The sequence below is a fragment of the Lysobacter defluvii IMMIB APB-9 = DSM 18482 genome (assembly GCF_000423325.1).
Lineage (GTDB): Bacteria > Pseudomonadota > Gammaproteobacteria > Xanthomonadales > Xanthomonadaceae > Novilysobacter > Novilysobacter defluvii.
Genome location: NZ_AUHT01000011.1, coordinates 104733 through 129785, shown reverse-complemented (window position 1 = coordinate 129785; position 25053 = coordinate 104733). Strand labels below are relative to the sequence as shown.

Genomic DNA, 25053 nt, shown 5'->3' with positions numbered 1-25053 from the left:
GCCACGCGAAGCGAAGGGCGCTGGTGCGCCCTGTTCAGCGCGCGAACGACCCCGAACCCGCGCCGCGCCTATACGGGAGGCTTACGGCGCTTGTGCCCCAATGGTCCCACCGCGCCCGGCCCCACCAGGCCGGGGCTCCACCCACAAGTTCCGCCAGAGAACGAGGAGCGCATACATGACACCTCCCATCAAGCCAGGTGGCGCACAACCCGGAGCCGGCAACCAGGACCGCTCCCGCGCCGACCACGCATCCACCCACCACTCCGCCGAGGAACTGCGCGAGCAAGCCACGGCCGAGGCCGGTGCCCGCGCCGAGGAGCTGCGCGAGAGCGCCGCCCACAAGGCGGAGAGCCTCGCCGACAGTGTCGAGGCCGCCGCGCGCGAGCTGTCGCACGACGACATCGGCCACATGTCCGAGTACGTCTCGGACCTCGCCGAGCAGCTGCGGCACGTTTCCGGGACGCTGCGCGAGAAGAGCGGCGACGAGCTGCTGCACGACGTCGGCCGCCTCGCCCGCGAGAAGCCGGCGGTGTTCCTGGCCGGCGCCGTCGCGATCGGGTTCGGACTGGGGCGCTTCGCCCGTTCGTCGCAGCGCCCGCACCGCAACGAACGCGACCAGCTTCCGGTGCCGGCCGACCAGGCCACCACGCACATGGAGCGGACGGGTGCGTCCGGGACGACCGGAAGCTCCGGCACCCCCACGGGCACCGCCAGTCCGTACGGCGCAGCCGGTTCGGCAAGCGGGACCACCCGAACCACCGGCGCGACCACCCCTGCCGGAACCCGGACGACCAGCGCCCCGCACCACCCCAATGACGGCATCGCCGGATCGACCCTCGGCACCGGCGCCGCCGTCCCCGGATCGACTACAGGAGGGACCTCCCGATGAGCACGCAACCCGGCGGCGATGGCCGCATCCACCACGGGGGCAACGGGGACGCCCGCTACCAGGGTCCCGCCCGCCCCCACTCGCCCTACTCCTCGGCCGCACCCGACGCGTATGAGGACGCGAGCACCGGCCAGCTGCTGAAGCAGCTCATGCGCGAGGCCAGCGCCCTGGCGACCAACGAGATCGCGCTGGCCAAGAGCGAGGCCCGCGAGGCCATGGAGCAGACCCGCGAGGGCGCCATGGCGGTGTCCGCCGGCGGCCTGGTCGCCTTTTCCGGCTTTGTGATCCTGCTGCTCGCCGCGGTGTACGGGCTGAGCACGGTGATGGCGCCATGGGCCGCCGCGCTGCTCGTGGGCGCCGTGGTCACCGCCCTGGGGGCGGTGATGGTCTCCGCGGGCAAGCGCAAGTTCAGTGCCGAGGCCCTGCGTCCCGAGCACACCATGAACTCGCTGCACAAGGACCGGGAAGTCATCCGGAGGAGGAACCATGAACACCACTGACACCATCCGGGCGCAATCGCACAAGGATCCGGAACAGCTCGAGCGCGAGATCGACCGCCAGCGCGCGCACCTGAGCAGCCTCATCGACGCCCTGGAAGGCCGCCTGTCTCCGGGCGAACTGCTCAACAAGGCCATGCAGGGAAGCAAGGACGGCGGCCGCGAGTTCGCGTCGAACCTGGGCCAGGCGGTGCGCGACAACCCCACCGCCGCGCTGCTGACCGCCGCCGGCATGGCGTGGCTGTGGACTTCGCAGCGCCACCCGCCCGCCCACCACCGGGAGCCGGGTGAACTGCGCGAGGGACTCTCGGAGAAGGCGGGGCATGCGCGTGACTCCCTGCACAACGCCCGCGACGCCGCCGGCGAGAAGGCACACAACGCGGCCGAGACAGTCCGCCGCGGTGCGCACCGGGCCAGCGACGGCTTCCAGCACATGCTCCATGAGAACCCGATGGCACTGGGGGCGATCGGCATTGCGGTGGGCGCCATGCTCGGCGGCCTGCTCCCGCCCACGCAGAAGGAGGACGAGCTGCTCGGGGCGACACGCGACCGGATGGCCGACCGCACCCGCGAAGGCCTGCGCGAGGCGCGCGACGAGCTGGCGCAGGCCGGGCGCGAGGCGACCACGCCGCACGCACGCACCGACGGCCAGCATGGCCAGGGCGCGTCGGCCGACCGCTACCACTGAGTACCCCGGCAACACCACTACAAAGAACAGGAGCACACGACATGGCAAACGAACATCGCGACCCGCAGCACCGTGACGAGAACCGCGACCCGATCACCGGCGCCCCGGGCGCACACCCGGTCGGCACCGGCGTGGGCGCCGCGGGCGGAGGCGTCGCCGGCGCGGCGATCGGCTCGGCGGCCGGCCCGGTCGGTACCGCCGTGGGCGCGGCCGTGGGCGCCGTCGCCGGCGGCCTCGCCGGCAAGGGCGTGGCCGAGCGCATGGATCCGACCGCGGAGAACCAGTACTGGGAGCAGAACTACCGCAACGAGTCCTACGTCAAGCCGGACTACACCTACCAGGACTACGGCCCGGCCTACCGTACCGGCTACGAGGCACGGGCGCGGTACGAGGGGCGCAACTTCGACGAGGTCGAGCCGGAGCTGCGCCGCGACTACGAGACGCGCTACCGCGGTGATTCGCGGCTGGAGTGGCAGGACGCCCGCGAGGCGACCCGCGCCGCCTGGCATCGCGTCGAGCGTGCGCTGCCCGGCGACGCGGACCGCGACGGCCGCTGAGCAGGCTCCACCCGGGACCCCGCTCCGGCGGGGTCCCTTGCTTTTGCAGGACCGTCCCAGGTACCCGGGCGAAGCATGGCCCGACGGCCTATAATCCGGGGGCTGCAACCCCCCGGTGGGAGAAGCGGGCCCAGGCCCGCTGCCGAAGGCGCAACGCCCGTAATCGCTCAGGCCCCCAAACCGCCGGGTGTGGACACTCTGGAGAGACCGGTTCACTCCGGCGCCGAAGGGGCATGAAGCGCATCCCTCCCCCGCGCTTTGAACTCTCAGGCAAAAGGACAGAGGGGCACCCCACCGCCTGCCTCGCCGCAGGCCAAGGCCCGCCCACGTCCAGAGTCCCGACATGACCCAGCACACTTCCCTGCGCTCGCTCGAGCACCACGACGCGTTCATCGAGCGCCACATCGGCCCCAACGACGCCGAGGTCGCGCAGATGCTGCGCGTGGTCGGCCACGAATCGCTGGAAACGTTCACCGAGGCGATCGTCCCCGCCTCGATCCGAACCCGCGACCCGCTGGACCTGCCGGAGTCGATGACCGAGGTCGACGCGCTGGCGAAGATCCGCGACATCGCCGACCGCAACAAGGTCTTCCGCAGCTTCATCGGGCAGGGCTACCACGGCACCCACGTCCCCAACGTCATCCTGCGCAACATCCTCGAGAACCCGGGCTGGTACACCGCCTACACCCCGTACCAGGCAGAGATCTCGCAGGGCCGCATGGAGGCGCTGATCAACTTCCAGACCATGTGCGCCGAGCTGACGGGCATGGAGATCGCCAACGCCTCGCTGCTGGACGAGGCCACCGCCGCCGCCGAGGCGATGACCCTGGCGCGGCGCTCGTCGCGGGCGAAGTCGGAGGTCTTCTTCGTCTCCTCCGGCGTGCATCCGCAGACCCTGGAGGTGCTGCGCACCCGCGCCGAGCCGCTGGGCATCGAGCTGGTGGTCGGCGACGACGCGCGCGCCGCCGAGGTCGAGTCCTTCGGCGTGCTGCTGCAGTACCCGGACACCTTCGGCAACGCCCGCGACTACAGCGCGCTGGTCGAGACCGTGCACGCGCGCAAGGGCATCGTCTGCGTGGCCGTCGACCTGCTGGCGCTGACCCTGCTCAAGTCGCCCGGCGAATGGGGCGCGGACATCGTCATCGGCAACACCCAGCGCTTCGGCGTGCCGTTCGGCTTCGGCGGACCGCACGCGGCCTTCATGGCCTGCCGCGACGCCTACAAGCGCTCCATGCCGGGCCGCCTCATCGGCGTGTCGGTGGACGTCGAAGGCAACAACGCCTACCGCCTGACGCTGCAGACCCGCGAGCAGCACATCCGCCGCGAGAAGGCGACCTCCAACATCTGCACCGCGCAGGTGCTGCTGGCGGTGATGGCGTCGATGTACGCCGTCTACCACGGTCCCGACGGCCTGCGCCGGATCGCCCGCCGCACCCACCGCCTGGCCGCGATCCTGGCCGGTGCACTGCGCAAGGCCGGCGTCCAGGTCGGCGGTGACTTCTTCGACACGCTGTATGTCACCGGCGTGGACGCGAACGAGATCCACGAGCGCGCCCGCGCCGCCCACATCAACCTGCGCCACATTGATGGCGGCAGCCTGGGGATCAGCCTGGACGAGACCACCACGCGCGAGGACATCACCGCGTTGGCCGGCCTGTTCGGCATCGAGCTGGGCGACATCGATGCCCTCGACGCGGAAACCGCCGACGAACTCCCCTCCGGCCTGCTGCGCGAGTCGGAGTTCATGACCCACCCGGTGTTCAACACCCACCACTCCGAGCACGAGCTGCTGCGCTACATGCGCATGCTCTCGGACAAGGACCTGGCGCTGGACCGCACGATGATCCCGCTGGGCTCGTGCACGATGAAGCTCAACGCCACGGCCGAGATGATCCCGATCACCTGGCCGGAGTTCACCAACATCCATCCGCTCGCACCGGTCGACCAGGCCCAGGGCTACCTGGAGCTGATCCGCGGCCTGGAGCAGATGCTGGTGGCCTGCACCGGCTACGACAACGTCAGCCTGCAGCCCAACTCCGGCGCCCAGGGCGAGTACGCCGGCCTGCTGGCGATCCGCGCCTACCACGAGGCGCGCGGCGAGGGGCAGCGTGACATCTGCCTGATCCCCGAGTCGGCCCACGGCACCAACCCGGCTTCCGCGCAGCTGTGCGGCATGAAGGTGGTCGTCACCAAGTGCGACGCCAACGGCAACGTCGAGGTGGAGGACATCCGCGCCAAGGCCGCGCAGTACTCCGACCGCCTGGCCGCGATCATGATGACCTACCCCTCCACGCACGGCGTGTTCGAGGAGGACGTGGTGGAGATCTGCGACATCGTCCACCAGCACGGCGGCCAGGTGTACACCGACGGCGCCAACCTCAACGCCATGCTGGGCCTCGCGGCCCCGGGCAAGTGGGGCTCGGACGTCTCGCACCTGAACCTGCACAAGACCTTCTGCATCCCCCACGGCGGCGGCGGCCCCGGCGTCGGCCCCTGCGCCGTCAAGTCCCACCTCGCCCCCTACCTGCCCGGCGCCTACCCCCTTCCCCCGCAAGCGGGGGAAGGTGCCCGAAGGGCGGATGGGGGCAGCCGCGGCACCGATGCCGGCCTCACCGAGGGCATCGGCACCAACGGCATGGTCAGCGCCGCCACCTTCGGCAGCGCCAGCATCCTGCCGATCAGCTGGATGTACATCACGCTGATGGGCCGTGACGGCCTGCGCAAGGCCAGCCAGGTCGCGATGCTCAACGCCAACTACATCTCGCGCCGCCTGCAGGAGCACTACCCGACCCTGTACAGCGGCCGCAACGGGCTGGTGGCGCACGAGTGCATCCTCGACCTGCGCCCGCTGGAGAAGGCCACCGGCGTCAGCGCCGAGGACGTGGCCAAGCGCCTGATCGACTTCGGCTTCCACGCGCCGACCCTGAGCTTCCCGGTGGCCGGCACGCTGATGGTGGAGCCGACCGAAAGCGAGTCGCTGGCCGAGCTGGATCGCTTCATCGACGCGATGATCCAGATCCGCGAGGAGATCCGCGCCATCGAGGAAGGCAGGGCCGACCGCGAGGACAACCCGCTCAAGCACGCCCCGCACACCGCCGCCCAGGTCTCGGCCAGCGAGTGGAAGCACGGCTACAGCCGCGAACTGGCGGCGTTCCCGCTGCCGACGCTCAAGCAGCACAAGTACTGGCCGCCGGTGGCCCGGGTGGACAACGTCTACGGCGACAAGAACGTGTTCTGCTCCTGCGTGCCGATCAACGAGTTCGAGGGCGAAATCGAGGCCTTCAGCGAGCCGATGGTGTCCTGACGCCTCCGGCTGGAATGGGGCGCGTGGTGTCCTGCACCACGCGCCCTACCCCGGACGGCCCCCCACCGGCTGTCCCAGCGAGTCCTCCAGCCGCCGGTAGTGCGGCAGCAGCGCCAGCGCGCGCGCAACCACGAACACCACGAAGGCGGCCCACAGGCCGTGGTTTCCCCACCATGCGGCGGCGGGCCACGCAGCCAGCAGGAACGCCCCCAGCGAGACCAGCCCGGCGTTGCGCATCGCGCGCGTGCGGGTGGCGCCGATGAAAATGCCGTCCAGCTGGAACGCGGCGACCGAGAGCAACACGTACACGGCAGTCCACGGCAGGTAGGCCACCGCGGCGGCACGCACCGCCTCAAGCGAAGTCAGCAGCCCGACCACCACCGGCCCCAGCAGCCACACGCCCGCCGCAAGCGCGGCGGCGGTGCCGAGCGCGAGTTCGCTGGACAGGCGCACCACGCGCCGGAACCAGGCGCGGTCACGCGCACCCACCGCACGCCCCACCAGCGCCTCGGCCACGAAGGCGTAGCCGTCCAGGAAGAAGGCGCTGAACGACACCAGTTGCAGCAGGATGTGGTTGGCCGCGAGCGTGACATCGCCAAAGCGCGCACCCTGGTTGGCGAACCAGCCAAACCCCAGCAGCAGGCACAGGGTCCGGACCATGATGTCGCCGTTGGCCGACATCATCCGTCGCAGGCGGGCCCCGTCGCGCACCCTCGCCCAGGGGACGAACGCCTCCCGGTCCCGGTGGCGGGCGCGCAGCGTGCGCCACAGCACCAGCGCCGCGACCAGGCAGGTGGCCCACTCGGCGATCGCGGTGCCCAGCCCGATGCCGAACGCGCCCAGCCCCAGCGTGCCCGCCAGGTACACATCCAGCACCGCGTTGACCCCGTTCAACAGCAGCTGCACCAGCAGCAGCGTCCGGCTGTGGCCCAGCCCGATCAGCGTGCCGCTGAAGGCGTACAGCGCCAGCGCCGCCGGCGCGCCCCAGATCCTTGCCCGGAAGTAGCCCTCGCCCGTCGCCTCCACGGCGGCACTGGCGTCCATGACCGCGAAGTACGCGGTGACCAGCGGCCACTGCAGCAACAGCAGCCCCACGCCCAGCAGCAGGCCCAGCCCGGCCGAGCGCGCCAGCGTCGCCCGCACCTCGGGTTCGTCCCCGGCCCCGTCCGCCTGCGCGGTGAAGCCGGTGGTGGCCATGCGCAGGAAGCCGAAGCTCCAGTAGATGAAGTTGAACAGCAGCGCGCCCAGCGCCAGCGCGCCCAGGTCGACCGCGGTGCCGTAGTGGCCGATGACCGCGGTGTCGACCAGACCCAGCATCGGTACCGCCGCGTTTGCGACGATGATCGGCCAGGCCTGGCGCGCAATGGAGCGGCGGGTGGCTTCCGGATGGGGCGGCTGGCTGGGCATCCGACCCATGATGCCGGAGCGGCCCCGCAAACGCGCCGGGCGTCAGGGGTCAGCCCCCGGCGAGCCCCCCGCCCATGCGGCCCGGGAGTGCGCCGTCGTCGTCGGGATCGTTGATGTCGCCGACTTCGCGGTCGAGGCCGGCCTTCTGGTCGGAGGGGTTCGGCGGCCCCTCGGCTGCCTCACGGTCCCCCGATTCGTCGCGGGCGCGATCGCCCGGACCCTCGGAAGCCGGAGTGGAACCGGCGTCCTGGCGATCACGTTCGTGCTGCTCGTTCATGGCGGTGTCCTCTACGGGCGGACCTGTGAGGCTAGGCCGCGGCCCGTGAAAGACCCGCGTGGCACCATGGCGGCGCTCGACGGTAGCGTCACCGCGCAACCCGCCCCTCGAGCGCGTCCAGGTACTCCCCCAACACCACCACGCTCGACCGGTCATGCACCCGCGGCAACGCGGCGCGCGCCTCTCCCACCAGGCGCCGCGCCTGCCCGCCGTTGCCGGCCATCGCCGCCGCCTCCGCGTCCAGCCACAGCCGGTACGGCGACAGGTCCAGCAGGCCGCCCTCGCAATGCGGCCGCCAGGCCGCGAGCAGCTCCGCGTCGCCGGCGCGGGCGGCGTAGGTCGCCACCACGACGGCGATCGCCTGGCGCTGTCCATCGGGCAGGCCGGGCCAGATCCCGGCCAGCGCCCGTGCGGCCTGCCGCGCGGCGTCGATCTCGCCGCGGTCCAGCGCGACGCTCACGGCCAGGCTGAGCGCGGGCGCGCGCAGCTGGGGCGGCAGTCCCTCGGGGACCCCGGCCGAAGCGACCGGCCAGTCGCGCGGCCGGATGCCGGCCATCGCCGCCGCCAGCGCGAGCTGCTGGCCCTGCATCACGCGCCACGCCGGGGAGTCGCGCAGCAGTTCCCGAAGGTTCTGGCCGTCGCTGTGCCATCCATGCGACTGGAGCGGGACCAGGTTGACCACGCCCAGCAGCAGCCCGGCCAGGGCCGTGCTGCCCAGCGCGGCCACCGCCAGGGGCTGCGACACGTCGGCAAAGACCAGCACGCCCCCTGCGACGGCCGCGGACGCGAGGTTGGCCATCGGTCCGCCCAGCACGAAGAGGGCCGCCGAGCGCCGCCGTTCCGGCCCCGGCGGGAACGTCGCCGCGAAGCCGCCGATGCCCTTGACGCCCCCGCCCCAGCGCAGGTTCCAGGCACCGTCGCCGCGTTCGAGCCGGAGCGGCCCCACCCCTGCGGCGATGAACCGGCGCCCGGCCAGCAGGCCCGCGAGCGCATGGCCGACCTCGTGGACCAGGACCTGCAGCCACAGCATCAGCAGCACCACCGCGAGCACGCCGGCCAGCAACGGCAGGGTCAGCTCGCCGGGCAGCGCGTCGATGGCGGCGATCACGCCGAAGCCGCCCACGCCGCCCAGGATGAACTGCACCGCCACCATCCACCACGAGCTCTTGGCCTGCCTTGTCGGCACGAGCCGCGGGTGCAGCGCCTTGCAATCGTCCTGGCGGGTGTCCGTCGTCTTCCCCCTGTGGCAACCGGTGAATGCTACCCGCTGGTGCCCCGTATCCGCGCCGCCCCGCCGCGATCCGTGGGCGGGCCTCCGGCCAGGCCGCTGCGTGGCGGCGCCCGTCACGCGCGCGCGGCAATACTGCGCCCTCTCCATTCCGCGTGCCCGCGATGCTTGCGCCCGACCTGTTCCAATCCACCTTCCTGCGCGGCCCGATCGGGGCCTATGTGCTGACGCCGACGCCGGAGGCGGTGGTGATGGCGGTGAACGACCGGTTCCTGCAGTGGACCGGTCGCAAACGCGAGGAGATGGTCGGACGCAGCCTGTTCGAGGTGTTTCCCGACGATCCGGCGGACCCGGGCGCACGCAACGCGTCCTCCCTCCGGGATTCGATCCTGGAGACGATCGAAAGCGGCGAGGTGCAGCAGCTGCCGGTGACGCGCTACCCCATACCGCGCACGGACCCGCAGGGGCGCCGGTATTTCGAGGAGCGCTTCTGGGATCCGGTCAATACGCCCATCCTGGACGCGGAGGGCAAGGTGGTCTGCATCCTGCACACCACCAACGACGTCACCGACCGCGTCCGTGCCGAGCAGGCGCTGACACAGGCCTCCCGGCGCAAGGACGAGTTCCTGGCGATGCTCGCGCACGAGCTGCGCAACCCGCTGGCGCCGATCAGCGCGGCGGCCGACCTGCTGGCGATGGGCCTGGACGATCCCGACCGCGTCCGCCAGACCAGCAGCATCATCACCCGTCAGGTCCGCCACATGACCGGGCTCATCGACGACCTGCTCGACGTCTCGCGCGTCACCCGCGGGCTGATCCAGCTGGATGCGCGGTCACTGGACCTCAAGCGCGTGGTGGCCGACGCGCTCGAGCAGACCCGCCCGGTGGTGGAGGCCCGCGGGCACCGGATGACGGTCCAGCTACCCGCCGGCGCGGCGATCGTGCGCGGGGACCACAAGCGTTTGGTGCAGGTGGTGGCGAACCTGCTGACCAACGCGGCGCGCTACACCCCGGAGGCCGGCGAGATCACCCTGGAGATGGCCGTAGACGAGGGCCGGGTGCAGGTCAGCGTGAGCGACACCGGCATCGGCATGGGGCCGGACCTGGTCGAGCACGCCTTCGACCTGTTCTCGCAGGCCGAGCGGCCGGCGGACCGGTCGCAGGGCGGGCTCGGGATCGGCCTGGCCCTGGTCAGGAGCCTGATGGCCCTGCACGACGGCAGCGTCTCGGCCGCAAGCGACGGTCCCGGCCGCGGGAGCCGGTTCACGCTGTCGCTGCCCCGGCTGGACGCGGAGCCCGAGGGCGCTGCGGCCGACATCCCCGCCGCCCGCGAGGCCACCCGGCGCGCCCCCCTGAAGGTCCTGGTGGTGGACGACAACCGCGATGCCGCCGCCATGCTGGCGATGCTGGTGGAGACCCTCGGACACGAGGCCCTGGTCGAGCATGCCTCCGACCGCGCGCTGGAACGCGCCCGCATCGAGGAGCCCCAGGTCTGCCTGCTGGACGTGGGGCTGCCGGGGATGGACGGCCACGAGCTGGCACGCCGGCTGCGGGCGGCACCCGGGACCGCGGGCGCCACCCTGGTCGCGGTGACCGGCTACGCGCAGGAACGCGACCGCGCCGGCGCGCTGCGGGCCGGCTTCGACCACTACTTCGTCAAACCCGTGGACGCGTCGCGGATCGCCTCGCTACTGGAGGAACTCGGCTCCGCGCGCGACGCGGCCGACGGTCAGCCCCAGGGGTCGCGCAGCACGATGTTGGCGTCCCGGTCCGGCCCGGTGGACACCATCGCCAGCGGGCAGCCGGCCAGTTCCTCCAGCGCGCGCAGGTAGGCCCGGGCGGCAGGCGGGAGCCTGTCCCAGTCGGTGATGCCGTGGGTGTCTTCCTGCCAGCCCGGGAACTCCAGGTACACCGGCACGCACTCCTCCCAGCCCTGGGCGTCGAGCGGGGCGTACTCGGTCTGCTTGCCGCGGTACTGGTAGCCGATGCACATCTTCAGGGTGTCGAAGCCGTCCAGCACGTCGAGCTTGGTGATGCACAGGCCGCTGATGCCGTTGATGGCGACCGCGCGCTTGAGCGCGACGATGTCGATCCAGCCGCAGCGGCGCGGGCGCCCGGTGGTCGCCCCGTATTCCTGTCCGCGGTCGCGCAGGCGCTGCCCGGTGTCGTCGTTCAGCTCGGTGGGGAACGGCCCGCCGCCCACGCGGGTCGCGTAGGCCTTGCAGATGCCCAGTACGTAGTCGATCGCGTCCGCGCCGACGCCGGTGCCCGCCAGCGCGCCGCCGACGGTGGTGTTGGAGCTGGTGACGTACGGGTAGGTGCCGTGGTCGATGTCCAGCAGCGAGCCCTGCGCGCCTTCGAACAGCACCCGCTTCCCGGCCTTGCGCAGGTCGTGCAGGATGCCGGCAACGTCCGACTTCATCGGCTCGACCACCTCGGCGAAGGCCAGCGCTTCGTCCAGGGTCTGCTGGTAGTCCACCGCGTCGACGCCGAGGTACTTCGTCAGCACGAAGTTGTGGTAGTCGAGCGCGCTGCGCAGCTGCTCGGCCAGCTGCTCCGGATAGTGCAGGTCGGCGACGCGGATGCCACGGCGCGCCACCTTGTCCTCGTAGGCCGGGCCGATGCCGCGGCCGGTGGTGCCGATCGCCTTGCCACCGGCGGCCTTTTCGCGCGCCTGATCCAGGGCCACGTGGTACGGCATGATCAGCGGCGTGGCCGGGCTGATCTTCAGCCGGCTGCGCACCTCAACGCCGCTGGCCTCCAGCTCGGCGATCTCCTTCTGCAGCGCGCCCGGGTGCAGCACCACGCCGTTGCCGATCAGGCACAGCGCGCCGTCGCGCAGGATGCCCGACGGGATCAGGTGCAGCACCGTCTTGCGGCCGCCGATCACCAGCGTGTGGCCGGCGTTGTGGCCGCCCTGGAAGCGCACCACCGCGCCGATGTCCTGCGTCAGCAGGTCGACGATCTTGCCTTTGCCTTCATCGCCCCACTGGGCACCAAGAACGACGACTGACTGACCCATTGCAGATGCTCCCGAGCAGGCGGCGGCCGCGGGACGGCCCCGGTGGCACGCACAGAAAAAGCCGGAGGAACGCCCCTCCGGCTTTTCGGCATTATCCGGGTTTAGGGGCCGCTGGGCCAGCCCCGCTAGGGTGGGCCCCAATGGCGGCCCGGGCCCACCGGTGCAAAGCTCGGGCACGTCCGCGTGATAAAGGGTCTGGCGCCATGAACCCCATCCTCGCCCCGTCCGCCCTGCAGGCCACCCTGGCGCGCACCGTTCCCGGGCCCGCCGCGCCGGTGCCGGACCAGGCGCGCCCGCTGTCCGGGAACACCGGCGCCTGGCGCCCGGAGCCGTCCTGGCATCCGCAGGTGGCGCCGCCGGCCTGCGGCCCGGCCGCGGCGATGCCGTACGACGCGGCGGATTTCTCCGCCCATGTCGCCGGGACGCGTGGCCGCGAGGTCGACGTCGACCTGATGCGCATGTCCACGGCCGTGTACGGCGACAAGGACGTCGACCTGTGCGGCTGGTCGGCGCTGGACGAGGGACAGCTCGAAGCCGCCGGCATGGACCCGGGACGGCTCGACATACCGGGCAGCCAGTTCAAGGCCGAAGTGTTCACCGATGGCCAGGGCAACTACGTCCTCGCTTTCCGGGGCACCGCCGATGGCGCCGCGGACTGGATGACCAACTTCGCCCAGGGCACCGGCCAGGTCACGGACGAGTTCGACCGCTTGGCCCCGCAGGCGGCGCAGGAGTTCGCCCAGGCCTTCGGCGAGATGGGCGTCGACGCCGCGGGCAACCCCGCCTACACCAACCTCGCGCTGACCGGCCACTCCCAGGGCGGCGGGCTGGCCACGGTCGCCTCGGCAGTCACCGGCATCCCCGCGGTCACCTTCGACCCGTCCGGCGTGCACGACCGCACCCTGGCACGGCTGGGGCTCGACGCCGGGCAGTTCCGCAGCCAGGCCGAGGCCGGCCAGGTGCGGCGCTATTCCATGCACGAGGATGCGCTGACCCAGGTGCAGGAAGGCTGGCTCACGGCCCCGCTCGCCCCCGATGCGATCGGCCACCAGATCGTCGTCAAGCCCGAGGGCGAGCTGTCCGATCGCGTGATCGAGTACGGACTGCAGCACGCGGGCGTGGACGAGGCCACCGCCGGGAGGGTCAACGAGGTGCTCGACGGCCTCACGCGCATCCCGGGGCCACTCGGTGGCCTGGCCAGCGGCATCCAGTACCTGGGCCGCGCGGCCAGCAGCCACGAGCAGCAGGTCCTGATCGACACCATGCTGCAGCAGCAGCCCTGGCAGGAGGGCTACGAAAACCCGGCCAGCCTCGAGCGCATCCTGATGTCGCCGTTCAACAGCCGCCCGGTTGAGCGCCTCGTGACCGAAGTGGTGGCGCAGGGCGTGGACGTGGTGTCCGACGGCTGGAATTGGCTGCGTGACCGCTTCTGAGGGGTGCTTCTGGACTGCCGCCGGCTGGGGCTAGTATTCGCGCATGCCAAGCCGCCAGCCGATGATGCGGATCCTGCTGCTGGCGGCACTACTGTCCACCAGTGCCTGCAGCGGAGAACCCATGGACCTTCCGTTTGACGACGCCGAAGCCGCGGCCCTGGCCAGCGCGGCCCGGCATGGCAACGCGTACGCCGTGCGCACCCAGGTACAGGAGGGGGCCGACCCCGATGCGCGTGGCAGGGACGGAGTGAACCTGCTCCAGTTCGCGATCCTGTCCGGCAGCCGCGCAGGGTTCGAGGCCCTGCTCGACAGCGGGGCCGATCCGGAGGCCGAGGGGTTCAACGGCACGACGGCGCTGCACACCGCTGCCCTGGCCGACGACCCGTCCTACCTCGAACTCATGCTGGGCCAGGGCGCGGACCCGAATGCCCGCAACCGCCGCAACGGCGAGACCCCGCTGGCGGTGGCGGTGTCACCGCGCACCAGCGCCCAGTTCAGCCTGCTGCTGGACGCCGGCGCCGATCCGAACGCCGCCGACTCCCAGGGCTACACCCCGCTGCACCGCGCCGCGATGGTCAATGCCGGCGCCCACGTGCTGGCGCTGCTCCAGGCCGGCGCCGCCCCGCACGCGCAGGGCGGCCAGGACGCGACGTTCCAGGCGTACTTCTTCCGCACGCCGGAGGATGCGCTGACGCCCGAAGCCCGGGAAGAGCGCAAGGCCGTGGTGGCCTGGCTGCGCGAACACGACGTGCCGCTGGAAACCGGCGTCGCCGGCTGAAAGGCGAAAGGCCAGCGGCCGGTCAGCCCGCGCCGCGGACCACCCACAGGCCCACCAGGGCCACGACCAGCACCAGCCCGCCGACGTTGCGTAGGCGCCGGTCGTCGAGCCGGACCAGGTGCACCATGGCCTCGCGCCAGGCGCGGGGGGCTGCGAACAGGAACAGCCCCTCCAGCACCAGTGCAAGGCACGCGGCCGCCAACAGTTCCCCTGCCATCGGCCGGTCAGCGGTCGCTGTCGAGGAAGCGCAGGAACTCGTCGTCGCGGTCAAGCACGATCACGCCCTGCCCGTCCGCGAAGGCCGCGCGGTAGGCCTCCAGGCTGCGCTGGAAGGCATAGAACGCCGGGTCGCGGTTGGCGGCCTCGGCATAGGTCGCGGCGGCGACCGCATCACCCTCGCCTCGCAGTCGCTGCGCGTCGCGCTCGGCCTCGGCGATGATCACCTGGCGCTGGCGGTCGGCCTCGGCGCGCACCGTCTGCGCCTGCTCGGCGCCTTCGGCGCGAAGGCGGCTGGCCACCTGGTGGCGCTGGGCGCGCATGCGGCGGTACACGTCCTGGATCACCTGGCTGTCGGTCGGCAGGTCGATCCGCTTCAGGCGCAGGTCGATGATCCGGATGCCGATGGTGCTGGCGCCGCGGTTGATGCCCTCCAGCTGCTGCTCGATGATTTCCGAGCGGTTGCCGGAGACGATCTCGGTGAGCGTGCGGGAGTTGATCTCGTTGCGCAGCGAGTCCTTGATGATCGGCGCCAGGCGGTCCACTGCGATCGACTCGTCGCCGCCGGTGGCGCGGTAGAACGCGCCGACGTCGTAGATCATGCCGACGGTGAAGAAGTCCACCGCCACGTCCTTGCGCTCGGAGGTCAGGTAGCGCTCCGGCTCGGCGTCGAGCACCTGCAGGCGGCGGTCGAAGACCAGCGCGCGCTCGATCAGCGGCCACTTGAAGTGCAGCCCGGGGCCGATGTCGGTCCGGTCCACGCGGCCCAGGTTCAGCACCATCGCGACCTGGCCCTCGCGCACCACGTAGGTGCCGCCCATCAGGCCCAGCAGGAGCGCGACGACGAGCGCGACGATAATCGGGTACCTCATCGGCCCACCTCCTCACGACCGGTCGGGCGGGGGCCGCGGGCCTCCCGCGCGCCGGCGTCCTGCGCCTGGTCCGGGACCACTAGCTCGGGGGTGAGCAGCGGCGGCGACTGGCTGGCGGATCCACCGCCGCCGTTGCCGGCCGAGTCCATCGGAACGTAGATCAACTGCCTGGAATCGCCGCCCACCACCTTGCGGTTGTCGGCCAGCACTTCCTGCACGGTCTCCAGCCACAGGCGCTTGCGGGTGACCTCCGGCGCGTTCTGGTACTCGGTGACGAGCATCGAGAAGCGGTCGGCGTCACCCTGGGCGCGGGCGATGATCGACTCGCGGTAGCCCTGCGCCGTCGCACGCACCCGGGCGGCCTGGCCGCGGGCCTCGGGCACCACCTGCGCGGCGTAGGCCTCCGCCTCGCTGATCAGGCGGTCCTGGTCCTGCTGGGCGCTGTTGACGTCGTCGAAGGCCGGCTTGACCTCCTCCGGCGGGCGCGCGTTGGGCAGGTTCAGCTCGGTCACGACCAGGCCGGTGCGGTAGGCGTCCAGCGAGGCCTGCAGCTGGTCGCGGGCGGACACCGCCAGCGCATTGCGGGCACCCAGCACGGTGTCCAGCGGGGACCGGCCGACCTGCTCGCGCACGGTGCTCAGCGCGGCCTGGGCCAGCATCGCGTCGGCGTCACGGGTGCCGAACAGGTACATGTGCGGGTCGCTGACGCGGTACTGCACGTTGATCTCGACCTGGACGATGTTCTCGTCGGAGGTCAGCACCGGGACGGTGGTGCCGAAGGTCTTGATGGAGGTGGCATTGACCTTGATGACCCGCTCGAACGGCCACGGCAGCTTGAAGTGGGGGCCGGGCTGCAGCAGGCGGGCGTACTCGCCGAAGCGCAGGACCACGCCCCGCTGCTGCTCGGCGACCAGGACGAAGCTGTTGGCGGCCAGCCACAGCGCCAGCACCAGCAACACCCAGCGGCCGATCCCGCCCGTGCCTCCACCGCCGAACAGGTTGCGGAGCGGATCCAGGAGCTGGTCCAGCCCGCCCGAACCGCGCTGGCGCGGTCCCTTGCCGCTGGAATTGTTGCCGGGAGAGTTCCAGGCCATGCCTGCTCCGAAAAAATGCGACCGCTGATTCTATGGGGTGGGCAGCAATGGCGCCAGCGCGTGCCCTTCCGGGCCCGCCGCCAGCCGCCGTGCCTCGGCCTCGGCGAGCTCGACCTGGATCCGCCAGCCGTCCTCGCACGCCTGCTCGCCGCGCACGGCGCCTAGTTCATGCAGCCGGGCACGCAGCCGGCCGGCCCGCGAAGGCAGGGCGATGGTCCCGCTCACGTTGCGCAGCTCGAGCACCTCGCCGATCGCAGTGGCGAGCAGCTCCATGCCTTCGCCGTCGCGGGCCGAGATCCAGGCCCGGGGGTGGCCTTCGGCCGGGCGGTCGATCCGGGGCCGGGCATCCTCGAGCCGGTCGATCTTGTTGAACACCAGCAGCTGCGGGAGCTCGCCGGCACCGATGTCCGCCAGCACCTGGTCGACCTGCGCGATGCGCTCGTCGCGGTGCGGATCGGACGCATCGACCACGTGCAGCAGCAGGTCGGCCTCGCGCGCCTCGCTGAGCGTGGAGCGGAAGGCCGCGACCAGCTCGTGCGGCAGGTCGCGCACGAAGCCGACGGTGTCCGCCAGCACCACCGCCCCCGCCGCCAGGTCGACGCGCCGGACCGTCGGGTCCAGGGTGGCGAACAGCTGGTCCGCGGCGTAGGCGCCGGCGCCGGTCAGGGTATTGAACAGTGTCGACTTGCCGGCGTTGGTGTAGCCGACCAGCGCCACCCGGGGCAGCTCGCTGCGTACCCGCGCGCGGCGCATCTGCGCCCGTTGCACCTCGACCTTGTCCAGGCGCTTCTGCAGCTGTTCCAGGCGCTTCTGCAGCAGCCGGCGGTCGGTTTCCAGCTGGGTCTCGCCCGGGCCGCGCAGCCCGATCGAACCGCCGCGCTGGCGCTCCAGGTGGGTCCAGCCCCGCACCAGGCGGGTCGCCAGGTGCCGCAGCTGGGCCAGTTCGACCTGCAGCTTGCCTTCGTGGCTGTGCGCGCGCTGGGCGAAGATGTCCAGGATCAGGCCGGTGCGGTCGACCACGCGGCGCTGGAGCAGCTTCTCCAGGTTGCGCTCCTGCACCGGGCTGAGCGGGTGGTTGACCAGCACCAGGTCGGCGCCGGAGGCATCGGCCGCGGCGATCACCTCTTCCAGCTTGCCGCTCCCGATCAGGGTCGCGGCGGTGGGCCGGTCGATGCGCGCGGGCACGACGGCCGCGATGCTGGCGCCCGCCGAGCGCGCGAGCTCGGTGAACTCCTCCAGCACGTCCGGGTCCGGCGGACCGCCGGCGTGGGGCTGGATCAGCAGGGCGTGCTCGCCCTTGCGGGAACGCTCAAACAAGCGGGGTCGTCTCCGGGCATCGTTGGCTCATTCCCCCCACATGGGTGTACGGGGGCCGGAACGCAAGCCCGCCTCCGCTCATTCCTCGTCGTCGCGGGGGGCTCCGTTGCCGTTGCCGTTCTCGCCCGACTGGACGTAGCCGCCGCCGGGGCCCACGCGCACGTTGCGCGCCGGGACCACGGTGGAGATGGCGTGCTTGTAGACCATCTGGCTCACGGTGTTGCGCAGCAGGATGACGAACTGGTCGAAGGACTCGATCGTGCCCTGCAGCTTGATGCCGTTGACCAGGTACACGGAGACCGGCACGCGCTCGCGGCGCAGTGCGTTCAGGAACGGGTCCTGCAAGGATTGCCCCTTGGACATCGAATTTCCCCGAGAAAGTAGGACAGCTGGTTTGTAGTTGTTGTGGGCCGCGCGTGGGCGGCGGCCCGGGCCACCACCCCGTGGCCGGGCCGCGTGGGATGGTAGCGCAAGCGCACCACCCGCGACCGTGCGCGGGGCCGCGCCCGGGCACCTACCGGGCCGGAAGGAACAGCGCGAGCGCCTCCTCCAGCCCGGTGCGGTCGCTTTCCGGGTCGAACCAGCGGGCGTCCAGCCGCGAACGCAGCCAGGTCAGCTGCCGCTTGGCCAGCTGCCGGGTCGCCGCGATCGCCCGGTCGCGGAAGCCGGCGGCGTCGTAGCGGCCGTCCAGGTGCTCCCAGGCCTGCCGGTAGCCGACCGCCCGCAGGGCCGGCAGGTCCAGCGGGGCCGGGTGCCCGGACAGCTGCGGCAAGGACCGGAGGCGGCGGACCTCGTCGAGGAAGCCGGCCTCGAGCATCTGGTCGAACCGGCGGGCGATGCGGTCGTGCAGCACGGTCCGGTCCTGCGGCGCGAGCACCAGCAGGAGCACGCGGAACGGCAGCCGCGCCGGAGCGGGCCCGCTCCGCCACTCGCTCATGGTCCGGCCCGACAGGCGCCAGACCTCCAGCGCCCGCTGGATCCGCTGCGGATCACCCGGCTGGATGCGCGCGGCCGAGGCGGGGTCGATGCGGCCCAGCTCGGCGTGCATGGCCGCCCACCCGCCGCGCCGTTCGGCCTCGTCGGCGATTTCGGCCCGTACGCCGGGGTCGGCCGCGGGCATCTCCGACAGGCCGTGCAGCAGGGCCTGGAAGTACAGCCCGGTGCCGCCGGCGAGGATCGGCACGCGGCCCCGGGCGGCGGCCTGTTCCATCGCCGATCGGGCGTCGGCGGCGAACTCGGCCGCGGAGTACGTCTCCCACGGGTCGCGGATGTCGACCAGGTGATGCGGGACCCGCGCCCGCTCGGCGGCGTCCGGCTTCGCCGAGCCGATGTCGAGTCCGCGGTACACCAGCGCCGAGTCGACGCTGATGATCTCCCCGCCCAGGCGCTCGCCCCATTCCAGGGCGAGCGCGGTCTTGCCCGAGGCCGTCGGGCCCATCAGGGCGATGGCCGGCGGCCGCGCTGCCGATGGACGCCGGTCGCCCATTGCCCCGGTCAGTAGCCGTGCTCGCCCAGGGCGGCGTGCACCTGCTCGTGCCGGGCCTGCATCTCGCGCGACGGCCCGCGGCCCAGCAGGCTCACCACGACGATGGCGACGGTGGCGACGATGAAGCCCGGGATGATCTCGTAGACCTCCGAGCCCATCCGGTTGACCACCACCTCCTTCCACAGCAGCACCGTGCCGGCACCCAGCAGCATGCCCGCCAGCGCACCGTTGCGGGTCATCCGCTTCCAGAACAGCGACAGCAGCACGACCGGGCCGAAGGCGGCGCCAAAGCCGGCCCAGGCGTAGGCCACCAGGCCCAGCACCTTGCTGTCCGGGTCCCAGCCGATGCCGATGGCGACCAGCGCGACCAGCAGCACCGCCAGCCGCCCGACCCAGACCAGCTCGCGCTGGCCCGCCTGTTTGCGGATGAAGCCGCGGTAGAAGTCCTCCGACAGCACGCTGGAGCACACCAGCAGCTGGCTGGACAGGGTACTCATCACCGCCGCCAGGATCGCCGACAGGAGGATGCCGGCCACCCATGGGTTGAACAGCACCTCCACCAGGGTGATGAACACCCGCTCGGAGTTGGCCTCCACCGGTCCCGCCACCTCCGGGTGGGCGGCGAAGTAGGCGATGCCGAAGAGACCGATCGACAGCGAGCCGACCAGGCACAGGATCATCCAGCCCATGCCGATGCGGCGTGCGGCCGGGATGGTGCGCACCGAGTCGGCGGCCATGAACCGGGCCAGGATGTGCGGCTGGCCGAAGTAGCCCAGGCCCCAGGCGATCAGCGAGGCCATGGCGATCCCGCTCATCGGCCCCGCGGCCGTGCGGGTCCACTCCAGCAGCGACGGATCGACGGAGCGGATCGTCTCCACCGTCAGCTCCCAGCCGCCGGTGTGCATGATCGTCAGCACCGGGGCCAGCAGCAGCGCGAACAGCATCAGGCTGCCCTGGGCCACGTCGGTCCAGCTGACCGCCAGGAAGCCGCCGACGAAGGTGTACAGCACCGTCACCGAGGCACCCCAGAACAGCGCGCTGCCGTAGGTCATCCCGAACACGCTCTCGAACAGCCGGGCGCCGGCCACCATGCCCGAGGCGCAGTACACGGCGAAGAACACCAGGATCACCAGCGCCGAGAAGATCCGCAGCACCCGCGAGCCGTCCTCGAAGCGGTTGGTGAAGTAATCCGGCAGCGTCAGCGCATTGCCGGTGTGCTCGGTGTAAACCCGCAGCGGGCCGGCGACCACGCGCCAGTTCACCCAGGCGCCGATGATCAGGCCGATGCCGATCCAGGCTTCGGACACGCCGCCCAGGTACATCGCCCCGGGCAGGCCCATCAGCAGCCAGCCGCTCATGTCGGAGGCGCCGGCGGACAGCGCGGTCACGGTCGGCCCGAGTTTGCGGCCACCCAGGATGTAGTCGTCGAAGTTGGTGGTCCGGCGCCAGGCGACGAAGCCGATCAGGACCATGCCGGCCAGGTACACCAGGAACATGACGATCAGCGGCATATTGGCGGCGATCATCGAAGAGCCTTCATTCATGCGGTCCCCCATCTTTGCTTTGCGTGGACCGCCCCGCGGGACGGCACAAGCGGGGCAGCCTAACGCAGACCGGCGACCGCTTTCAGCCCGGGGGCCGGGCTCAGTCCTCGTCCGGCCAGCGGATCCGCGGGGCGCTTCCGCCCGCGCGCGGCGGCGGCACGGCGGCCACCGCCTGCCACACCTTCAGGGCGTCGACGGTGGCGCCGACGTCGTGCACGCGGACGATCCGGGCGCCGCGCTGGACCGCAAGCAGGTGCGCGGCGACCGACCCGTGGACCCGGTCCAGCGGCGCGTCGCGCCCGGTCAGCTCGCCGATGCTGCGCTTGCGCGACAGCCCGGCCAGCAGCGGAACGCCAAGTTCGGCAAGCCGTTCCATGCGTGCCAGCAGCTCGAGGTTGTGCCCGGTGTCCTTTCCGAAGCCGAAGCCCGGGTCGGCGACGAGGTTGCGCTTCGGAATGCCGGCCATCTCGGCGGCGAAGATGCGCTCGGCGAGGAAGCGCTGGACCTCCGCCACCACGTCGTCGTAGCGCGGGGCGTCCTGCATCGAGCGCGGTTCGCCGAGCATGTGCATCAGCACCACCGGGACCCCTGCCGCCGCGGCGGCCTCCAGGGCACCTTCGCGGCGCAGCGCGTACACGTCGTTGATCATCCCGGCGCCGGCGTCGACCGTGGCCCGCATCACCTCCGGCTTGGAGGTGTCGATGCTGATCGGCACCGACGTCTCTCGTGCGAGCCGCTCAACCAGCGGCAGGACCCGGCGCAGTTCCTCGGCGGCGTCGACCTCCGCCGCCCCGGGCCGCGTCGACTCGCCACCGACGTCGAGGATGTCGGCACCCTGCTCCAGCAGCGTCATCGCGTGGGCGAAGGCCGCGTCGGCCTCGTCGTGGGCGCCGCCGTCGGAAAACGAATCCGGCGTGACGTTGACGATGCCCATCACCCGCGGGCGGTCGAGCACCAGGGGGCGGCCGTTGCAGTCCAGGGTGGGCGCGGTATCGAACATCCAGGGGTCCGGAAAAGAAGAAGGCCAGAGCGAACTCTGGCCTTCCCGTCATTCCGCGGCAAGCACCGCGTCAGGTCTGCGCGACCGGGCCCACGACCGTGCCCGGGGGCGGCGGCTCGTCGGCCGGCGGGCGGGTGCCGCCACGCTGGTCCCAGTCACGCGGCGGCCCGGGCTCGCGGCCGGCCATGATGTCGTCGATCTGGCTGGCGTCGATGGTCTCGTACTGCAGCAGGGCCTCGGCCATGACATGCAGCTTGTCCATGTTGTCCTTCAGGATCGCCGTGGTGCGGTGGTAGGCCTTGTCGAGGATGCCGCGGACCACCTCGTCGATCTTCCGCGCGGTCTCGTCCGACACGCTCTTGTGCTGGGTGACCGAGCGGCCCAGGAACACCTCGTCCTCGTCGTCGGAGTAGGCGATCGGGCCCATCTCGTCGCTCAGGCCCCACTTGGTGACCATGTTGCGGGCCATCTTGGTCGCCCGCTCGATGTCGTTGGACGCGCCGGTGGTGACCTTGTCGTGGCCGTAGATCAGCTCCTCGGCCACGCGGCCGCCGTACAGCGAGCACAGCTGCGACTCGATCGCGACCTTGTTCATCGAGTACTTGTCGCCCTCGGGCAGGTACATGGTCACGCCCAGGGCCCGGCCGCGCGGGATGATCGTCACCTTGTAGACCGGGTCGTGCTCGGGCACCAGGCGGCCGACGATGGCGTGGCCGGCCTCGTGGTAGGCGGTGAGCTTCTTCTCGTCCTCGCTCATCGCCATCGAGCGGCGCTCGGCGCCCATCATGATCTTGTCGCGGGCCTTGTCGAAGTGCTCCATGCGCACCTCGCTCTCCTTGCCGCGCGCGGCGAACAGCGCCGCCTCGTTGACCAGGTTGGCCAGGTCCGCGCCAGAGAAGCCCGGGGTGCCGCGCGCCACGATCATCGGCTCGACGTCGTCGGACACCGGCACCTTGCGCATGTGCACGCGCAGGATCTCCTCGCGGCCCTTCACGTCGGGCAGGCCCACCACCACCTGGCGGTCGAAGCGCCCCGGGCGCAGCAGCGCGGGGTCCAGCACGTCCGGACGGTTGGTGGCGGCGATCACGATCACGCCCTCCCCGCCCTCGAAGCCGTCCATCTCCACCAGCAGCTGGTTGAGGGTCTGCTCGCGCTCGTCGTGGCCGCCGCCCAGGCCGGCGCCGCGGTGGCGGCCTACGGCGTCGATCTCGTCGATGAAGATGATGCACGGGGCGTGCTTCTTGGCCTGCTCGAACATGTCGCGCACGCGGCTGGCACCCACGCCGACGAACATCTCGACGAAGTCGGAACCGGAGATGCTGAAGAACGGCACCTTGGCCTCGCCGGCGATGGCGCGGGCCAGCAGCGTCTTGCCGGTGCCCGGCGGGCCGACCATCAGCACGCCGCGCGGGATCTTGCCGCCCAGCTTCTGGAAGCGGGTGGGGTCGCGCAGGAACTCGACCAGCTCGCCGACCTCCTCCTTGGCCTCCTCACAGCCGGCGACGTCGGCCAGGGTGACCTTGACCTCGTTCTCGCCCTGCAGCTTGGCGCGGGACTTGCCGAAGCTCATCGCCCCCTTGCTGCCGCCCTGCTGCATCTGGCGCATGAAGTACACCCAGATGCCGATGAACAGCACCCAGGGCAGGATGTTGATCAGGATGTAGAGGATCGACGGCCCGTTGTCCGGCGGGATGCGCGTGATCTCGACGTTCTCGCGCACCAGCACGTTCACCAGCGCGTCGTCGGCCGGCCCATTGGTGGTGCCCGTCGAGCCGTCCTTGCGCTCGAAGCGCAGGGCGTTGCCCGCCAGCCCGCTGTCCTCGGTGTAGGTCACGGACTTGACCTGCCCGGCGTCCACGTCCTTCAGGAACTGGGAATACGTCACTTCCTGTGGCGCGGCCTGGCCGGCGGTGCGCGGCCCGAAGGCCTGGAACACCACCATCAGCACGACGGCGACCACCACCCACATCAGCAAGTTCTTGGCCAGATCGTTCATGTACCGCTACACCTCTCGCCCGTGGGCATTCATCTCGTCGGCGCGCCGGCCGCGTGCCAGCGCGTACACCTCCGGGGACCGCTTGCGCGAGGCCTCCGGCTTGCGGATCGACACCTTCTCATACCTCCGGCGAAGATCGCGCACGTAGTCATCGAAACCCACGCCCTGGAACAGCTTGATCAGGAACGTCCCGCCGGGGCGCAGGTGCCGGTCGGCAAAATCCATCGCCAGCTCGGCAAGGTACATGGCGCGCGGCATGTCGACCGCATCCACTCCACTCTTATTGGGGGCCATGTCGGAGAGAACAAGGTCGACCGGCTGCCCGTCCAGCATGGATTCAAGCCGTGAGAGGACCCCATCCTCCCTGAAGTCCCCATGAAGGAACTCGACCCCGGCCAGCGGCGGCATCTCCAGGATGTCCAGCGCCAGCACCCGCCCGGTGTCGCCGAGCTCGCGCCGGACCCACTGCGACCACCCGCCCGGGGCGGCGCCCAGGTCGACCACGGTCATGCCGGGGCGGAGCAGGCGGTCGCGCGCGACCAGCTCCTCCAGCTTGTACACCGCGCGCGAGCGCATGCCTTCCGCGCGTGCCCTCTTCACGAACGGGTCGGAATGGTGCTCCTTGAGCCAGCGCTGGCTGCTCTTGCTGCGGGCGGGCATGGGCGGGCGCGGGATGGGCGGCCCTGCATGATACCCTGCGCGCCCTCCACGAACCTTGCTGCCAGCTGCCATGTCGACCGTCCTCACCCCGGCCCAGACCCGATTCCTGCGCGGCATGGCCCACGGCCTGCGCGCGATGCTCCAGGTCGGCGGCAAGGGGGTCACCGACAACCTGGTGGCGGAGCTGGACCTGGCGCTGGAGCACCACGAGCTGGTGAAGGTGAAGGTCGCCGCGGCCGAGCGCGAGGAACGCGACGCCATGATCGCCCGCCTCGCCGACGCCACCGGGGCGGCGCTGGTGCAGCGGATCGGCCACACCGCGGTGTTCTACCGGCCCAGCCGCGATCACCGGGAAATCGTCCTCCCGCGCTAGCATGCGGCGATGGACCTGATCCTGGAAAACCCCGACTACGACTACTTCCTGCGCGGCGCCGACGCCCGGCAGGCCCTGGTCAACGACCGGCGGCTGCACGCCAGCTTCCTGGTCTCGCCGAACCGGCTGGTGGAAGGCTGGCCGGTGCGCGACGTGCTGGCGATGCGGCCCGAGGACCTCGAGCCGGCGCTGGAACTCGGGCCCGAGGTGGTGCTGCTGGGCACCGGTGGGCACCAGGCATTCCCGCCCCCGGCGGTGATGGCCGCCTGCCTGCAGCGCGGCATCGGCCTGGAGGCGATGACCAATGCCGCCGCCGCGCGCACCTACACGGTAATGGCGAGCGAGGAGCGCAAGGTGGTGGCGGCGTTCATCCTGCCGGGCTGACCGCGCCCGCGGCGCGGCGCCCGTCCACGGA

Annotated in this window: 24 protein-coding genes and 2 riboswitches; of the genes, 10 read left to right on the top strand and 14 right to left on the bottom strand. The window is 71.5% G+C overall.

The annotated features are described in order from the left end of the window. Positions 1-175: 175 nt before the first annotated feature. The 5 genes from G545_RS15660 (at position 176) to gcvP (ending at position 5935) form a co-directional block, all read left to right on the top strand. Entirely contained in the window at positions 176-889 is a 714-nt protein-coding gene (locus G545_RS15660) for a hypothetical protein (RefSeq protein ID WP_052106581.1), read from the top strand. Continuing rightward, on the top strand, positions 886-1389 hold the full coding sequence (locus tag G545_RS14365) for a phage holin family protein (protein WP_081677839.1): 504 nt from the start codon (positions 886-888) through the stop codon (positions 1387-1389). The genes G545_RS15660 and G545_RS14365 overlap by 4 nt, the downstream gene beginning before the upstream one ends. After that, a complete protein-coding gene (locus G545_RS14360) occupies positions 1376-2074 on the top strand; it encodes a DUF3618 domain-containing protein (RefSeq protein ID WP_052347311.1) in 699 nt (232 codons plus the stop codon). Before G545_RS14365 ends, G545_RS14360 begins: the two co-directional genes overlap by 14 nt. A gap of 41 nt (positions 2075-2115) precedes the next feature. Beyond that, the gene (locus G545_RS0109845; protein WP_027070237.1) at positions 2116-2631 is read left to right on the top strand and encodes a glycine zipper domain-containing protein; all 516 of its coding nucleotides are present in this window, start codon (positions 2116-2118) and stop codon (positions 2629-2631) included. Positions 2632-2737: 106 nt separating this feature from the next. After that, positions 2738-2824: riboswitch (glycine riboswitch) on the top strand. Position 2825: 1 nt separating this feature from the next. Next, a riboswitch (glycine riboswitch) is annotated at positions 2826-2917 on the top strand. Between the two features lie 57 nt (positions 2918-2974). After that, positions 2975-5935: an aminomethyl-transferring glycine dehydrogenase gene (gene gcvP / locus G545_RS0109840; protein ID WP_027070236.1), complete on the top strand. Its 2961-nt coding sequence runs from the start codon at positions 2975-2977 to the stop codon at positions 5933-5935. A 45-nt stretch (positions 5936-5980) separates the two neighbouring features. Here the strand turns inward: gcvP and G545_RS0109835 are convergent, their stop codons facing one another. The 3 genes from G545_RS0109835 to G545_RS0109825 all read right to left on the bottom strand — a co-directional run bounded on the left by G545_RS0109835 (position 5981) and on the right by G545_RS0109825 (position 8805). Then, entirely contained in the window at positions 5981-7342 is a 1362-nt protein-coding gene (locus G545_RS0109835) for an MATE family efflux transporter (RefSeq protein ID WP_052106848.1), read from the bottom strand. 49 nt (positions 7343-7391) lie between these two features. Further along, on the bottom strand, positions 7392-7619 hold the full coding sequence (locus tag G545_RS15790) for a hypothetical protein (RefSeq protein ID WP_036137881.1): 228 nt from the start codon (positions 7617-7619) through the stop codon (positions 7392-7394). 88 nt (positions 7620-7707) lie between these two features. After that, on the bottom strand, positions 7708-8805 hold the full coding sequence (locus tag G545_RS0109825) for a zinc metalloprotease (protein WP_161625786.1): 1098 nt from the start codon (positions 8803-8805) through the stop codon (positions 7708-7710). Between the two features lie 206 nt (positions 8806-9011). Between G545_RS0109825 and G545_RS14350 the strand changes: the two genes are divergently transcribed. Then, positions 9012-10679: a hybrid sensor histidine kinase/response regulator gene (locus G545_RS14350; RefSeq protein ID WP_052347310.1), complete on the top strand. Its 1668-nt coding sequence runs from the start codon at positions 9012-9014 to the stop codon at positions 10677-10679. Here the strand turns inward: G545_RS14350 and G545_RS0109815 are convergent. Next, positions 10577-11869, bottom strand: a complete 1293-nt coding sequence (locus G545_RS0109815; protein ID WP_027070233.1) for an adenylosuccinate synthase — start codon at positions 11867-11869, stop codon at positions 10577-10579. The genes G545_RS14350 and G545_RS0109815 overlap by 103 nt on opposite strands. A 203-nt stretch (positions 11870-12072) precedes the next feature. Here G545_RS0109815 and G545_RS15035 point away from each other — a divergent pair, with 203 nt between their 5' ends. Further along, complete coding sequence (locus tag G545_RS15035; protein WP_027070232.1) at positions 12073-13302, top strand: Mbeg1-like protein; 1230 nt, start codon at positions 12073-12075, stop codon at positions 13300-13302. A gap of 121 nt (positions 13303-13423) precedes the next feature. Next, the gene (locus G545_RS14340) at positions 13424-14080 is read left to right on the top strand and encodes an ankyrin repeat domain-containing protein (RefSeq protein WP_161625785.1); all 657 of its coding nucleotides are present in this window, start codon (positions 13424-13426) and stop codon (positions 14078-14080) included. Between the two features lie 22 nt (positions 14081-14102). Here G545_RS14340 and G545_RS0109800 read toward each other — a convergent pair whose 3' ends face one another. From G545_RS0109800 to rlmE, 10 genes are all read right to left on the bottom strand, one after another. After that, entirely contained in the window at positions 14103-14297 is a 195-nt protein-coding gene (locus tag G545_RS0109800; RefSeq protein WP_027070231.1) for a DUF2065 domain-containing protein, read from the bottom strand. A gap of 7 nt (positions 14298-14304) precedes the next feature. Further along, positions 14305-15168, bottom strand: a complete 864-nt coding sequence (gene hflC, locus G545_RS0109795) for a protease modulator HflC (RefSeq protein ID WP_027070230.1) — start codon at positions 15166-15168, stop codon at positions 14305-14307. Continuing rightward, positions 15165-16262 (bottom strand): FtsH protease activity modulator HflK, encoded by a 1098-nt coding sequence (gene hflK, locus G545_RS0109790; RefSeq protein ID WP_027070229.1) that lies wholly within the window; start codon positions 16260-16262, stop codon positions 15165-15167. Before hflK ends, hflC begins: the two co-directional genes overlap by 4 nt. A 30-nt stretch (positions 16263-16292) precedes the next feature. Next, a complete protein-coding gene (gene hflX, locus G545_RS0109785; RefSeq protein WP_027070228.1) occupies positions 16293-17579 on the bottom strand; it encodes a ribosome rescue GTPase HflX in 1287 nt (428 codons plus the stop codon). A 78-nt stretch (positions 17580-17657) separates the two neighbouring features. Next, entirely contained in the window at positions 17658-17942 is a 285-nt protein-coding gene (gene hfq / locus G545_RS0109780; protein WP_027070227.1) for an RNA chaperone Hfq, read from the bottom strand. 151 nt (positions 17943-18093) lie between these two features. Further along, entirely contained in the window at positions 18094-19065 is a 972-nt protein-coding gene (miaA, locus tag G545_RS0109775; RefSeq protein WP_043711632.1) for a tRNA (adenosine(37)-N6)-dimethylallyltransferase MiaA, read from the bottom strand. Positions 19066-19073: 8 nt separating this feature from the next. Next, entirely contained in the window at positions 19074-20609 is a 1536-nt protein-coding gene (gene putP, locus G545_RS0109770; protein WP_231553200.1) for a sodium/proline symporter PutP, read from the bottom strand. A gap of 100 nt (positions 20610-20709) precedes the next feature. Then, positions 20710-21609 (bottom strand): dihydropteroate synthase, encoded by a 900-nt coding sequence (gene folP, locus G545_RS0109765; RefSeq protein WP_027070224.1) that lies wholly within the window; start codon positions 21607-21609, stop codon positions 20710-20712. A gap of 70 nt (positions 21610-21679) precedes the next feature. After that, a complete protein-coding gene (gene ftsH / locus G545_RS0109760; RefSeq protein ID WP_027070223.1) occupies positions 21680-23605 on the bottom strand; it encodes an ATP-dependent zinc metalloprotease FtsH in 1926 nt (641 codons plus the stop codon). 6 nt (positions 23606-23611) lie between these two features. Continuing rightward, positions 23612-24265, bottom strand: coding sequence for a 23S rRNA (uridine(2552)-2'-O)-methyltransferase RlmE (gene rlmE, locus G545_RS0109755; protein WP_027070222.1), 654 nt, complete (start codon positions 24263-24265; stop codon positions 23612-23614). 70 nt (positions 24266-24335) lie between these two features. On the opposite strand from rlmE, the gene yhbY reads away from it, so the two are divergent. Both yhbY and G545_RS0109745 read left to right on the top strand, forming a co-directional pair. Next, positions 24336-24638 carry a ribosome assembly RNA-binding protein YhbY gene (yhbY, locus tag G545_RS0109750; protein ID WP_027070221.1) on the top strand — a complete coding sequence of 101 codons (303 nt, stop codon included), beginning with the start codon at positions 24336-24338 and terminating at the stop codon, positions 24636-24638. Positions 24639-24647: 9 nt separating this feature from the next. Beyond that, positions 24648-25022 carry an Mth938-like domain-containing protein gene (locus tag G545_RS0109745; RefSeq protein ID WP_027070220.1) on the top strand — a complete coding sequence of 125 codons (375 nt, stop codon included), beginning with the start codon at positions 24648-24650 and terminating at the stop codon, positions 25020-25022. The last annotated feature ends 31 nt before the right edge of the window (positions 25023-25053 follow it).